14 protein-coding genes, 1 tRNA gene and 2 pseudogenes are annotated in these 14,289 nt (G+C 40.5%); 12 read left to right on the top strand and 5 right to left on the bottom strand.

Translation table 11 applies throughout. From position 1 onward, the window contains the following. The first annotated feature begins 436 nt into the window (after positions 1-436). Positions 437-511, top strand: a tRNA-Glu gene (locus tag H6779_04590). Between the two features lie 536 nt (positions 512-1,047). On the opposite strand, the pseudogene H6779_04585 reads toward H6779_04590, so the two are convergent. After that, a pseudogene (locus tag H6779_04585) lies at positions 1,048-1,383 on the bottom strand (recombinase zinc beta ribbon domain-containing protein). A 204-nt stretch (positions 1,384-1,587) separates the two neighbouring features. Then, positions 1,588-2,055, bottom strand: a pseudogene (locus H6779_04580) (recombinase family protein). Positions 2,056-2,535: 480 nt separating this feature from the next. Here H6779_04580 and H6779_04575 point away from each other — a divergent pair. From H6779_04575 to H6779_04555, 5 genes are read left to right on the top strand one after another with little or no spacing between them, the layout of a single operon-like run. Continuing rightward, entirely contained in the window at positions 2,536-2,739 is a 204-nt protein-coding gene (locus H6779_04575) for a helix-turn-helix transcriptional regulator (GenBank protein USN87651.1), read from the top strand. A 4-nt stretch (positions 2,740-2,743) separates the two neighbouring features. Next, positions 2,744-3,700: a DNA adenine methylase gene (locus H6779_04570; protein ID USN87650.1), complete on the top strand. Its 957-nt coding sequence runs from the start codon at positions 2,744-2,746 to the stop codon at positions 3,698-3,700. Between the two features lie 5 nt (positions 3,701-3,705). Further along, the gene (locus tag H6779_04565; protein ID USN87649.1) at positions 3,706-4,566 is read left to right on the top strand and encodes a type II restriction endonuclease; all 861 of its coding nucleotides are present in this window, start codon (positions 3,706-3,708) and stop codon (positions 4,564-4,566) included. A gap of 4 nt (positions 4,567-4,570) precedes the next feature. Then, positions 4,571-5,317 (top strand): site-specific DNA-methyltransferase, encoded by a 747-nt coding sequence (locus H6779_04560; GenBank protein ID USN87648.1) that lies wholly within the window; start codon positions 4,571-4,573, stop codon positions 5,315-5,317. Positions 5,318-5,321: 4 nt separating this feature from the next. Further along, complete coding sequence (locus H6779_04555) at positions 5,322-6,941, top strand: ATP-dependent helicase (GenBank protein USN87647.1); 1,620 nt, start codon at positions 5,322-5,324, stop codon at positions 6,939-6,941. A 779-nt stretch (positions 6,942-7,720) separates the two neighbouring features. Here the strand turns inward: H6779_04555 and H6779_04550 are convergent. Continuing rightward, positions 7,721-8,542 (bottom strand): hypothetical protein, encoded by an 822-nt coding sequence (locus H6779_04550; GenBank protein USN87646.1) that lies wholly within the window; start codon positions 8,540-8,542, stop codon positions 7,721-7,723. Positions 8,543-9,005: 463 nt separating this feature from the next. Here H6779_04550 and H6779_04545 point away from each other — a divergent pair, with 463 nt between their 5' ends. Continuing rightward, the gene (locus H6779_04545) at positions 9,006-9,179 is read left to right on the top strand and encodes a hypothetical protein (GenBank protein ID USN87645.1); all 174 of its coding nucleotides are present in this window, start codon (positions 9,006-9,008) and stop codon (positions 9,177-9,179) included. A gap of 39 nt (positions 9,180-9,218) precedes the next feature. On the opposite strand, the gene tnpA is transcribed toward H6779_04545, so the two are convergent. Beyond that, positions 9,219-9,680, bottom strand: coding sequence for an IS200/IS605 family transposase (gene tnpA, locus H6779_04540; GenBank protein USN87644.1), 462 nt, complete (start codon positions 9,678-9,680; stop codon positions 9,219-9,221). A gap of 463 nt (positions 9,681-10,143) precedes the next feature. Here tnpA and H6779_04535 point away from each other — a divergent pair, with 463 nt between their 5' ends. Further along, positions 10,144-10,362 (top strand): hypothetical protein, encoded by a 219-nt coding sequence (locus H6779_04535; protein ID USN87643.1) that lies wholly within the window; start codon positions 10,144-10,146, stop codon positions 10,360-10,362. Positions 10,363-10,744: 382 nt separating this feature from the next. After that, positions 10,745-10,903, top strand: a complete 159-nt coding sequence (locus H6779_04530) for a hypothetical protein (GenBank protein ID USN87642.1) — start codon at positions 10,745-10,747, stop codon at positions 10,901-10,903. A 27-nt stretch (positions 10,904-10,930) separates the two neighbouring features. On the opposite strand, the gene H6779_04525 is transcribed toward H6779_04530, so the two are convergent. Further along, complete coding sequence (locus H6779_04525) at positions 10,931-11,272, bottom strand: hypothetical protein (protein USN87641.1); 342 nt, start codon at positions 11,270-11,272, stop codon at positions 10,931-10,933. A 387-nt stretch (positions 11,273-11,659) separates the two neighbouring features. Between H6779_04525 and H6779_04520 the strand changes: the two genes are divergently transcribed. The 3 genes from H6779_04520 (at position 11,660) to pyk (ending at position 14,287) form a co-directional block, all read left to right on the top strand. Next, a complete protein-coding gene (locus H6779_04520) occupies positions 11,660-12,172 on the top strand; it encodes a type II secretion system protein (GenBank protein ID USN88303.1) in 513 nt (170 codons plus the stop codon). Positions 12,173-12,475: 303 nt separating this feature from the next. Further along, complete coding sequence (locus H6779_04515) at positions 12,476-12,646, top strand: hypothetical protein (GenBank protein USN87640.1); 171 nt, start codon at positions 12,476-12,478, stop codon at positions 12,644-12,646. Between the two features lie 219 nt (positions 12,647-12,865). Further along, complete coding sequence (pyk, locus tag H6779_04510; GenBank protein USN87639.1) at positions 12,866-14,287, top strand: pyruvate kinase; 1,422 nt, start codon at positions 12,866-12,868, stop codon at positions 14,285-14,287. The last annotated feature ends 2 nt before the right edge of the window (positions 14,288-14,289 follow it).

The following is a 14,289-nucleotide window of genomic DNA, read 5'->3' as shown; positions in this document are numbered from 1 at the left end:
TTCTGCACAAAAAAATAATTTTTACTGGTCTTTTTCATATTTTTTGCTACTATGTATGCGCTGATAAATACTTAATAGTTTGTCAGTAGCTGCACTCAACCAAAAAAATATCTCCCAGACAGTAAGTCTGAAAATCATACATGTGGTATTTTGGTTAAGTATTTCACTCAACCAAATTGTGTCCCAGATGTATTCTTTACCATTATTAGTAGAGCACCTGGTAGATACTACAAGTTAAGTATTGCACCCAACTAAAAATGTCTCCCAGACATTTTTAGTCTAACGGCTAGGATAATAAAAAGTGATTAACTTTTTATCCGGTTCTGACGTCAGGAAGAAATCACCGATGTTTACGAGGTGATAGGAGAAGTTCTCAGCAATGAGAACCGGTTACCACAAAACCAATATTGACCAAAAAAGCAAAATTAAACAACATGGCCCTATCGTCTAACGGCTAGGACAGCAGGTTCTCATCCTGCAAATCGGGGTTCGATTCCCCGTAGGGTCACCAATCGAAACAAACTCGGGAGCAAGGCCGCCTGCGGCGGCTATGGGGGCAATATGGCGGCGGCGTGCCGCCGCGCCCTGGGCAAAAGCAGCCTTTGTTTCTGCCACGCCATCCCAAAGTGCATCCCAGTGCAATGAAAGTGTTTTGTCTTTAAGAGAAGGGTTAGAGCCGAGCTTTTTCAGAAAGTCACGTTTTTCGTGCATCTCACCGCTCTCTATCAAATTCACGGCTTCTCTTAAAGACAAAACGAAACGCCGCAAGGGTTGGAGCCGATTATCACTCCCACGCCCGAGACCATTCAATTTCTCAGCGAGCGTCGTTTTTTCGCGCATCAGCTTGTCTTTGCGGTCGAGATAACTATCGCGCTCTATATCGCCATCAAGGTACAGAGAAACTAAGCGATCAAGCTTCTCTTGCACGCTCGCAATCTCATTTTTAAGGTCTCGGGCAGCACTGCCGTCATCAGCGGTTTGTTCACGCTCCCAGCGTACAATCCACCCATCAATCTTGTCTATCTCCACTGACGGCAGTGCAACTGTTTGAAGCATGTCATTCACTTGTGTCTCCAACAAAGCGGTGGCCACGTACGGTTGGCGGCATGATCCTTTCTTTTGAGTACAGCGATAATACGCATACTTCGTACCATGCCTGTTAGTAGTGTACTGAGCAGTTATCATGCCGCCACACTCACCGCACTCGGCAAACTGCGTGAGTGGAAAATTATGTGGTTCTTTCTGTACCCGAGGCCGCCGTTTTGTTTCGAGCACCTTTTGGACTGCTTCAAACAGTGTGGGAGTGATAATCGGCGCAAAGCTTCCTTCGTGCCATTCATCTTTGTATTTGATAAATCCGATATACGCTCGGTTAGAAAGCATCCGCACAATGGAAGCTTTGCCAAGTGGTGTTCGGTTCTTGGTTTCCAAACCGAGGTCAGCCAAAAACTTCGCCAATGATTCTATGGTGTATGTGCCTTTGGCATATTCTTCAAAGCCCCGCACCACAATCTTTGAATACACAGGATGCGGTTCGATATTGCGAGTCTTTGGATTGTTCACATACCCAAACGGGGCTTTGGTCAACCATTCACCACGGCGAAGTTTTTGGCGCATTCCACGCTTCACGTTTTCTACTAAGTTATCCGAAAAATATTTCGACTGACCGAACGCCACTTGCAACATGAACTTTCCTTGCGGCGTTGGCTCAAACCAAAAGGTCGGAAAGCGCAAAGACGCGATACTCCCTGTGTCCACTGCATACACGATACGCCCACCGTCTATCGAATTGCGAGCGAGACGATCGGGGTGCCACGCGAGAATACCAAGTGGCTCGTTATGATTTTCAATAAACGCCATCATCTCACCAAACGTCTCACGCCCGGGCGTCTTTGCGCTTTTTGACTCTTGAAACTCCGATAGGATTTCAAGTTGTTCTCTACGCGCAAACTCATGCAACTCAACTAACTGAGCTTCAATACTCATTACTTGTTTATCATCATCTTCCGTACTCTTGCGAGCGTAGAGAACATATTTTGGTTTGAGTTCTTTCATAATGTACTGGGTTTCACTTTGGGATTACGCAGTGCGTGGCAGAAACAAAGGCTGCTTTTGCCCAGGGCGCGGCGGCACGCCGCCGCCATATTGCCCCCATAGCCGCCGCAGGCGGCCTTGCTCCCGAGTTTGTTTCGATTGGTGATGTATTAGCGCACCGCGCTCTAACTCACTACATCGCGAAGCGGTGAACCAACAACGCGCGGAGCGCGTGGTGATGCGGACGTGAAGCGTACGCATTCGGGAACCTCTGCGCGCCTCGCTGCCTCGCTCCACTCGGCCCCCAAAACCAAAGAAATTTCCTTACAATCATTTTTTCGGTGGAGGGGTCTGGGGAGGAGCCGACATAAAAAGGAAAGGATATTTCTTTGGTTTGGGATCGCCGCAATGAGTCCCTAAAAATCATTTTCTCCACCATTACCCTATTATACTAAAATATAATAGTCGTGTATAATGTAAGAGTTGGGTATAATTGTGTGAATGAATGATTCCACAAAACTCGGCAATAATTTGAAAAGGATTCGCGAAGCGAAAAGGATGTCTCAAGGTGATGTTATGCGCGGTATGGGTTGTAGTCGCAGTTATGTCAGCAATATCGAAAACGGAAAAACAAACCCCACCCTTGAGACAATTTCCAAACTAGCTAAGGTACTCGGAGTTAGCACCACAGAACTGCTAAAATAAAGTTATGACTACGCAACAAACAATCACAAAACTCGCACATGAGTTAAATATCAACAAAATCTACGCGCATCATGTTTTCCATAATGCAGACAAAACACGATTGTTTGAGGACGCTACTCGAATTGTTAATGAGAAGCCGAAGCCGTTTGTGAAATGGGTTGGTGGGAAAAGACAACTCCTCCAACAATTCCGCGATATGGGGTTATACCCACCAGATGATTTTGATCCTGTCACAAATACTTACTTTGAACCGTTTGTTGGTGGAGGTGCTGTCTTTTTCGATCTTCTCCCAAAAAAAGCAGAACTTTCAGATCTAAACAACGAACTTGTAGTAACCTATAACGTCATTAAAAATGACGTTGATGCACTGATTAAATCTCTCAAAAAACACAAATACGAAAAAGAGTATTACCTTGAAGTGCGCGCAAGGGATCCAAAAGCATTGTCAGATATTGATGTTGCGTCACGTTTTATTTTCCTAAACCGAACTTGTTTCAATGGAATGTACCGAGTCAACAGCAAAGGCGGTTTCAATGTACCGTTTGGTAAATATACAAACCCTATAATTTGCGACGAGGAAAACTTGCGCAAAGTGTCAAAAGCATTGCAAAAAGTCACCGTTAAAAACCAAGACTACAAAGCGGTACTTAAAAAAGCAAAGAAAGAAGACTTTGTATATTTTGATCCGCCATACTATCCCGTGAGCAAGACGGCGTCTTTCACTTCGTACACTGCAGATTCATTCTTGGACAAGGAGCAAGCGGAATTGAGAGATACATTTTTCGAATTACACAAACGCGGTTGTTACGTCATGCTTTCTAACTCTGACACTCCTTTCATTAACAAACTCTACTCGGGAATCAAAGGCGTAAAAGTGTCGAAAGTCGCTGCAGGACGTGCAATAAACTCAAACGCCGCAAAGCGCGGAAAGATTAGCGAGGTATTAGTAACTAATTACTGAATGATATGAACAAAACATTTACAGAACTGGTGGACGGTTTCAAAAGCTCCATAAAAACATGGGATTATTTTGTAAATTGGGACAAAGTTACCACAAACGCCACTGATCTTGAGATTTCCCTAAACAAACTCAATTACTTGCTCGGCAAGGAAAATCTAACGGAAGAATTTGCAAAGCTCTACGAATCAAATCCTGATATTGTAAAAGCGTTGCCTGTCTTGTTAGCAGTACGCGAAAACAAACTTGAGATTTTTGATAAGGTCACCAAAGATTCGGAGTTTTTCGATTTCTCCAACGGAGAAGATGGTGCCGAAAAGTATTTCGAGTTTATCGAAAAATCTGGGCTTGCTCGCCTTTTCCAAAAAGATGGAATCAAAAATCTTGTCGATTATGTTATGGGAGTCGAGGTTGGGTTGGATAGCAACGGACGAAAAAACCGTGGAGGAACACTCATGGAAGAAATTGTGGAATCGTACGTCAAAGATTTTTCAGAAAAACGTGGCTTTGAATACATCGCCCAAGCACGAGCAACCGACATCAAAGCCAAATGGAGCTACGAAATAAATGTCGATAAATCAGAACGAAGCTTTGATTTCGCTGTATACAATCCACAGACCAAAAAACTAAAATTGTTTGAGACAAACTTCTATAACGGAGGTGGCTCAAAACTAAAGGCGGTGTGTGGCGAATTCCGTAGTTTATATGACGAGCTAACAAAACAAGATATTGATTTTGTTTGGGTTACAGACGGACTCGGCTGGGAAACCACAAAGCGACCACTTGAAGAAACTTTTGAACACAACAAAGGTCAAGTTTTTAATCTCAAAATGCTTGAGGACGACGTACTCAATGAACTAACTTGGTAAAACAATGGCAAAGGAAATGAAACTACACCCCGATGAATTTGATCTTGAATGCACGACGGTGTGGGCTTTTCCTCGTCGCGGGAATTGGGCAACGCATAAGTCAGACTGGCGCGGCAACTGGTCACCAGAAGTCGCGCGCAATCTTATTCTCCGTTACTCCAACGAGGGTGATATTTTGCTTGATCCAATGATTGGTGGTGGTACGACAGCGATTGAAGCAAAAATACTCAACCGCAATATCATTTGTTCAGATGTAAACGATGTTGCCTTGGAGCGAACGAAAGAAAGTTTGAAGTTTCCCGTTGAGAACAAAGCTTGGCAAAAAGTGGCAAAACGTGACGCGCGCAACCTCGTCAAAGCCGAGAATGAGAGCATTGATTTTATTCTCACACACCCGCCCTACGCTGACATAATCAAATACAGTGAAGGAGAAATTAACGAAGATCTTTCAAACATCCACGGAATTGAAGAATTTGCCGACGAAATGGAAAAGGTTGCAAAAGAACTGTACCGCGTCTTAAAACCAGGAAAATTTTGTGCGATTCTGATTGGTGACACCCGTCGACAAAAAATGTATCAACCGCTTGCATATCGTGTTATGGATCGCTTTCTAAACGCTGGTTTTGATCTCAAGGAAGACATCATCAAGCGACAATACAACTGCAAAGCGACTGGTTTTTGGGTTAACAAATCAAAAGAAAGCAATTTCTTGCTAATAATGCACGAACATTTGTTCGTGTTTCAGAAATAAATCCATGACTGATATTCTAGAAAAAATAAAACAGTCAGATAAAAAGTTGTTTGTCGGATTAGCTGGACCTGGAACCGGTAAAAGTTTTACATTTGGGACTATAATTAAATCAGAGGAATATAAAGGTAAGAAAATACTTATATTATCTTTTATAAATAAACTTATTGATGATTTATCTGAGGAGTTTAACGATTTTCCCAACGTTGATGTCTCAACATTACATGCTTTCGCCAGAAGCATACTCGTCAAAGAAGAAGATTGTGATTTAGATGAGGATTTAGACAAGTATATAAGTGAAGACTACTCTTTTATTCACGGCAGTAAAATTAACTACGAGAAAAAGTTTCATGATAACGATTTGACTGATAACGAAAAAGAGTTCTACAAACAGAGAAAGGAATTCTACAGCTCAAACGGAAAATTATATTCATTTAATTCAGTTGTTTACGCTGCAAATCTTCTTTTTCAACAAAATGAGTCAAAGATACCAACGTACGATCTGATTTTAGTTGATGAATTCCAAGACTTCAATAAATCGGAGTATGAGCTGATAAAATTTCTCAACAAACAGAGTACTGTGATCTTAGTTGGTGATGACGACCAGTCTCTGTACCATTTTAAACAGGCAAAGCCATCTCAAATAAGAAGTTTATACAACGACGGTGACACTGAAGGATTTTCGCTGGATTATTGTTATAGATGTCCAAAAGTTATCATAGAGACTACTAATGATTTGATACGGAATGCAAAAACAAATGGATGTTTGGACGAAAGACTGGAAAAGGAGTTCTTGTATCCAGAGGGACACAAAGATGAAGAAAGTAAGAAATATGCACAAATAACTTTTGTACCCTCGGTAATCGGAAATCAACTTGCGTACAGATTGTCAAAAATGATTGAAGAAGATCTTGAGGAGTACAAAGATAAACAGAGAGTACTGATTTTAACGCCATCATATCTAAAACAAACTGTATATGAGGGTTTGATGAAAAAAGGATTTACCGTTGTTGGTGTTGAATTGTTTTCTAACGAGGAGCGAAATAAAATTAAACACAGGAAGCTATGTGAAGTATTCGAAATTCTTCTAAAAAGGAAGACTGATAATTTGGCTCTTAGGAAGATTTTACCCTTGTATTTAGATGAGACAAAAAGGAAGGAGGTTATAAATGAAAGTAATGAGAAACAAAAGAAAATATGGAATTGTCTAGATGATGGCATAAAAGGAAAAATAGAAGAAGATATCAATATTTTCAAAAAGGTTAAAACTGGCAAAAAAGAACTGAGCAAGACAGAGTTAGAACGATTTAGTAAAATTTTTAATCTAAAAAATATCCTGACAAAGATTGTCAGAGGTTTTGAGTCAAATAAAAAAGACGCTATAGAAGTTGAGCTAACTACTGTTACGAGCTCCAAGGGACTCTCTGCGGATTTTGTGTATTATGTAGGAATAGATGATGAACATATTTTAGATAAGGACACCAAGAAGTTTACTGATCATAAAATATGTGAATTTTTAGTCGGGATAACACGGGCGAAAAAGAAATTGACATTGATTTCTCTAAAAGACGCTTCCCCGAAAATCCTAAACTTGGTCGGAAAGGAAAAAATCCTAAAAAAGAATTAGAGGGAGCAACAACCCCGACGCTAGGCGGGGTTGTTTGTGCGCGTATTGGGAGGGTGGGACAAGCACATACAGACTTGCTTGCGCGTCAGCGCAAACCACTTTGAAAACCACGAACCCAACCGAAGCCACCAAGCTCACACACGGAAGCACCGCAGCAGCTCGCGCGAGCGAAGCGAGCGAGCAGTGCGGAGGTGCTAGAGTGTGGTGAGCGAACGCTAGAATTACCACGCGGGTACGCTACGGGAGCGCGCCTCGCACGCCGCGAGTACGGAGAAAAGCGAAGTGGAAGACTCTCAAATAAATGGAGACTGAAACGGAGCTTTTTGGAGGACGAAGCGGCGATCCCAAACCAAAGAAATATCCTTTCCTTTTTATGTCGGCTCCTCCCCAGACCCCTCCACCGAAAAAATGATTGTAAGGAAATTTCTTTGGTTTTGGGGGCCGAGTGGAGCGAGGCAGCGAGGCGCGCAGAGGTTCCCGAATGCGTACGCTTCACGTCCGCATCACCACGCGCTCCGCGCGTTGTTGGTTCACCGCTTCGCGATGTAGTGAGTTAGAGCGCGGTGCGCTAATACATCACATAGAGAGGAATGTTATTTTTGGTAACATTTCTATCCATCCAACATTAAAATAAGCCATATTTTGATTACCAAAAGTGCAAATTTTGATTCAAAATTTCATACCTTAAGGGGAATCGAACCAGTCATATGACTCTAATTCAGACTTGATTGAGTCAGTAAAGTAAAGGGAGTAGTGTTTTTATACATTTGATTAGTATGTCAAAATCCATTTTTTGAAAATTCCGTTGCTATGAATTGTCTAATGTGCGGTGGATGTTTAACCTTGTTCATAAGACTCCAATACCACTTTTTTCCAAAATCACTTTCTATTCCTGGTGGGATGTTGTATGCATATCTCTTGGGGTCAGAATTATAGTCCCAAGTAATACTACCTTGATGCTCAGTCTTTAAGTATTCGTAAATATCCCAACGAATATTGTTGAGAAATTCTACGATTGTGGTTCCGTGATAGTTGAGGATATCGTCATGAAACCACTCATAGAATTCATTCAATACAAACATTGATTCTTCCTTTGTAATCTGAACACCTTCCTTCTCTAAAACATCCATAATATCTATCGCGATACCCACTGATCGCAGAATATTGTGTTTAGATAAATTTCCACACATTTTAATAAATAACGATCTAGATAATCGTATCTCACCATCATAATTAATTGAAGGAAAATAGACTTTAACGGACACCTCTGCATCCAACCATTCTTTAAACGAATTGACGGAGAGTTTAAGATTTTTAATCATGTCATTCGAAAAAGTTGGGTTTTCAGTAATTTCATGGAGTGCTTTTAGATAAGACTTTCTTGGAACAGGTGCATGTTTATGTTTATCAGTGGTAGACAGGAAGTCTACGAGATATATATTAAACAAGCGTTGTGCATTTTCGTCACGAAACAAGATTTGTGACTGAGTATCATCTCCAATAAGTTCAAAAATAACATTGTTAACCACTGAATCAATAGATTCAATCACTGCGACAAGATAGATAACTTCTTTTTCAGTTGATGTAAGGGAGATAGACATACGACCATCAGTATATCAAAGCATACACAATATAGCAGTCAAGAGGACGATGAGGTTGTGATGGAAATTACCATTGATGCATCTTCTCCATCCTATCCAGGTTATACATTTTTTGAGAGTATGTATAAAGATTCATAAATAGTGTTAAGTAGTTTGTTTCTCCTATTCATTACCAGCTGGTTCCTTGTCATGTATAAGTTTAAATATCTTTTTCGAGCTATTACTGGATTTTGCAACAAAAGTTCGAGATGTGGCTCGGTATGGTTCACAACGACTAGATAACTTGCCACCAGTGCAAATTGTCACCCAAAACACAACATTGCCCTTATTTTAAGGGCGATGTTGTGTTTTGGGTTATGGGTATAAAAGTTGCAGCAACTGAAAATAATGGTTGAACCCTACCGGGAATCGAACTATTGAAATAAACCTTTGACTTTTAATGTCTTTTATTTATGCTATATGGATGAAGGACTTCAAAAAGTGGAACATTATAAAAACTAAATTAGATGCAAAAACCAGCCACAGAACTTTCAAAGAGCGTGATATATGGTGGTGTAGTTTAGGAGTAAATGTCGGTCATGAAGAAAATGGAAAAGGTGGTGTATTTAATCGTCCGGTGTTGGTTGTAAAAAAATGAACTACCCCGATGACAAGCATGCGGGGTATCGGCGTTGGACTAGGTAGTAAACAGTGAAGTCTGAACTGGTGCGGAGTGTAGCTGTTGGTATTCGGGATAACCTTGGTTTTTAACGTAATTGGTAATAATATCCATACTGGCATTACCCACTGTATTTGCATAATAACCTTCAGTCCAGAACTTTCCTCCCCAGAGTTTTATTTTTAGTTCAGGGTGGATTTTAAAGAGATGATTGGAGGTGATGCTTTTTATTTTCTTTACCGTATCAGAGAAACGTATGTTTGGAATTGTTTGTATTAAAAAGTGTACATGATCTTCGTCTATTCCTATTTCAAGAAAGTATATCTCGTAAGCTGGACCAAATTCCAAACATAAGTTTTTAAATGTTTTTGATATTGGTGGTGTAAATACATCTCTTCTGTATTTTACTGGGCATACCAGATGATAGATGAACAGAGTTTTGTTGTGTGGTTTTTTGATATGTTGTGGTTTACCTTTCATTACTGTTTAGTATGACAGTGTTTCCCCCGATGACAAGCATGCGGGGTAAAGATGGAATTTAACACCCGCTTATTTTGGGGAGTACCTTTAACCACTCAAATTAAAAACAATAAACACTATCATCATTTTGTTTTTAAAGGGAACAAACAATGTGCCATGCTGACGCAAATGAGGTTATGGGACGCCAATAGAATTACTAAGTTAATGGGTAGAGTAGGAGGAAGGGAGTTTACAAATATAAAACGAGATTTATTGGATTACCTAAAATAAAAACTCCCCAACGGGAGCTCTTATTTTTTAACCCTTTCCCTTTTGAGGGAGGGATTGATGACTAATGTCAATTTGTATCAATAATATACCACTGATTGAATATAAAAGTCAATAACTTATGTGCAGTGCATGACCACAACTTAAGTATTTTAAAAACTTCCCTACCCTTTTGTATTTTGCTTTACTTGCTAATATGAAAAAATACCCACCACCACCGGAAATCGCTGAAATTGTACGGTACTTCATGCCGGACGCTAGTGACGAAGAATTAAAGAAAGCGACGGTGAATTTTAGAGCTTACCTAGCTGTTCTATACCGTATCTTTCTAAGACTAGAAAAAGAGGGTCGGTTGGATGAAATCAAATCATTCCCTAAATGTGATTGTTTGGAATGTAGAGGTGAGGCTAAATAGCCAGAAACTAAAAACCACCTTATGGTGGTTTTTAGGAGCTATGTTCCGCAGTATTCCGTATACTGCTTTTTGGGCTTATGCAACATGATACATCTTCCCACATCACGATATTCGTCATGCTCTAGCCCCGGTCGTATCATACTCACCGCTAGACAAAAAAGTCAGAGTATGGTGTACGATCTCTTGCTCACTGATTAGCAATGATCAAATTCCACACTTTTGTGGATGACTAGCCGAATATTGTAGGAACTAGCTCAAATTTTTCTATGAATATCATATACATGAAATTAATAGTAAATGAGCGTTAGCCCATCTAAATTATACCAGAAACAACTTTTTTCTCCTCTTATCACATTAGACTCAACTTGATAACATAATAGATATGAAAAAGTTTGGTTATGCCGCTTTTGGTTCTGACCTGTCTGGTGGTTCTTTGTCATGTATCAACTTGAATATTTTCTTTGAACTATCATTCGGTTTTGTATCAAAAGTTCGAGATGTGGCGCGGTATGGTTCACCAATTGAGACTTATCTCGTTTAAATTCTTCAGATACCTTGTAAGTAAGGGCTAGTTTTGGTGTTCCATTAAATACCTTGCATTACGAATATAAGACCTAATGTCGTGCTCTTTTATTTCTAAATCATCTCTTTGCTCTCTAGCACCGTCAATTTCAATTTGAAGTGCTTCTATCTTTTCTTCCAATTTCTTACTAGCAATAACACTTTCGACAAGTGGCAGTTTATCAATAATCATTGCCTGCTCTGCTTGGAGATCAGCTATGTGTCTGTTCACGTAAGATGATGTGTGTATTATCTCTTTCTCACTTTCTCGATATTTATTTATCAAGACCTTTTCAAAAGCTTCTAAGTATTCTCCAGTAAACTCAATTTTAGTTAGAAATTTCTTCACTTGAGCTTCAAAGGTTTCCTTTGCGATTCTGTGATACTTGTGATTTCTTGCAGGGTTATTACTGACTCCACAATGATAAGTACCGTAATGAGCACCAGATTTACTTCTAATGAACTACCCCGACCTGAAGGCATGGGGGGGGTATCAGTGGCACATGAAGAGAGTTTTTGGGTTAAAACAAAGAAGAGTTGGTGGTGTAATTGTTTGTATTCTGATAAACCTTGATTCTGTATTTCATATGGAATACAAAGTGGTAAACCAGTTCACTGGCACTGTGTGACTTTTTTATAATTGGTGACATTACCTACATGGTAACAAAAAGCCCCGCCTTGAAAGGCGATGGTAATATTCTTTGAATAGTATTTACATGCAACATGCTAAAATAACATTATGAAACAGTCTGGATTTACCCTTATTGAGTTACTTATCACTATCGCCATTATCGGTGTGCTAGCAAGTGTAGTATTTCCTCAAGTAAATAAAGCTCGAGAAGTAGCCTATTTAGTTCGTGCTGAACAAGAATTCAGATCTTTTAATCAGGCAATCCAAATGTACCAAAATAAATACGGTGAGTACCCAGCTGATACTAATAGAGACTTACCTCCTGGACTAGAAGAATTTTTGGCAGGAGATAATAATTGGCCTGACGCAGCTTGGCCCGGCAGTGTTTTTGACTGGGATAACTGGGAAGACCCTAATGACTCGAGTCAAAGAATTATACAAATAAGCGTTAGATTTTGTCCCGTAGGAAAGCCAGACGAGTGTAAGTTTCCCAATACCGAATGGGCGGAAGACTTTGATATTAACAGTGCGGTGTATTTTTGTTTGCAAGGTGAATGCAGGTCGCACATAAATCGACCAGTAAGCCATCCGGGCTATTGTACAAACTGTAAAGATTAGGCCGTCTAAATTTAACCCGTAAATGTTTAAAACTGTTAGCAAACATACGGTTTGTTTACATCTTTTTGTAGAGTGGATACTCTTTTACATAGTCTTAGCCTCCTAATACTTCCTTTCTTAGTCTTAATTTCCTTATCGACTAGCTGATTAAAATGAAAGTCATTATTCCTCCAGTTATAGTACGTCCAACGACTAACACCTAATAGTTTGGTAACTAAAGTGACTCCCAATACTCCGTTTCGTGCCTATTCGTCAGCTAACATTGCCTTTGTATAGCTCTGATCTACGGCAGTTCTCATCCATTTGTCTCTTAAACACAGGATTATTTTTAAGCCAATCGTAGTAAGTGTGGCGGCCAATTCCTTTCTTTTTGCAGGTGCGGTTGATGCGGAGGTAGCAGTCGCTGTAATTAGCGAGGAAGGCTTTTTTGTTTATGGTGGTACGTTTTTGGTCATTTACTTTAGTATTCTCTAGACATAAGGGTATGAATTACAATCAAAGACATAACTTTTAAACTGTTAATTCTTGAACTTCTAGCATATAGACGACAAGCCCCATCTGCGATAGCCAGGATATAACGTAGTTTTCAATAATGTTCTATCCAAGGTCGTCTAGGGTCACAAAACATGACTACGTCTCCACACAAAATGTTATACTAGGTAATCTTTACTACGTTTTAATTACCGCTTTTGTATGAGTCAACCTTTTAATTCAAAGACCAAAATTGTTGCGACCTTGGGACCCAATTCAAATAAGGTGCCAGTGATTCAGAATATGCTTACAGCTGGATTAACAGTTGCTCGCATCAACATGAGTCACGGCGATCATAATACTCATGCCGAACTGATAAAAAATGCCCGTCTCGCGGCCAAACGTGCCAAACGACCAATAGCTATCTTGCAAGACCTATCAGGTCCAAAAATCCGGATCGGTGATTTTGAAACCGAACAAGTCACTCTAATACCTGGCGAATCACTTATCTTAACAACAAAAAGGTGTGTGGGAACAGCTACACGTGTCTTTGTTAACTACGCCAAATTACCGCTTGAAGTTGAAGTTGGCATGTACATTTATCTTAACGATGGTAAGCAAAAACTCTTAGTTGATAAAATTAAAGGCTCAGAAATTCACACTACCGTAATCGTCGGGGGACAAATCCGTGGTCGCCGTGGCGTGAATATTCCTGAAGCAAATCTATCTATCTCTTCCCTAACCCCAAAAGATAAAAAAGATCTGGCTTTTGGTTTGGAACAAGGTGTCGATTTTGTTACTCTATCATTCGTCCGCAGTGCTGCCGACATTCGTCAACTACGACGCTTGGCAGAGAAAACTAGAAAAGTAAACATAGTGGCTAAGATTGAAACAAAATTTGCTATTGATAATCTTGACGAGATTGTCGCTGAAGCGGATGTAATCATGGTCGCCCGCGGAGACTTGGCTATTGAGACACCACTAGAAAATGTACCTATGCTACAAAAACACATCATCCACACAGCCAACCAAGCTGGAAAGCCCGTCATCACAGCGACCCAGATGCTGGATTCAATGCGCGTTTCCACTACCCCTACTCGAGCCGAAGTAGCTGACATAGCCAATGCTATATTGGACGGCACCGATGCTGTAATGTTATCTGACGAAACCGCTGTCGGTGAACATCCGGCCCACACCATAGAAATAATGTCTAGAATTGCTCACGAGACGGAGGCTGACCAGTTTTTTATTCAACATCAATCGGATTGGGATTTCTCAGCTAAAACTGTCTATGATGCCGTTAGTCAATCTATTGCGAAGACCGCTGCCTCGGTAAAAGCTAAAGCGATAGTAGCCTTTAGTGAGAGTGGGTACACAGGCCGTATGGTAGCCCGTTATCGTCCACGTGTGCCGATTTTGGTTTGTACCCCAAACCAAGTCACTTACAACCAGGCATTGATAATTTATGGCTGTGAGCCGGTCTTGATCGAAAGAGTAAAGAGTTTGGTCGCCGCTCGCCAGAGCGCCAAGCGCGTTTTACGTAACTATCACATAGCCGAAGCCGACGACCTATTCATAATCGGAGCCGGCGTGCCATTTGGAAAGCCTGGGGCAACTAATATGATGATGGTAGAGAAGATGTAATA

This window comes from Candidatus Nomurabacteria bacterium, from assembly GCA_023898525.1.
GTDB lineage: Bacteria > Patescibacteriota > Minisyncoccia > Phycocordibacterales > UBA918 > OLB19.
Note: the sequence above shows the minus strand (reverse complement) of the source record. Positions and strands in the feature narration are given on the sequence as shown.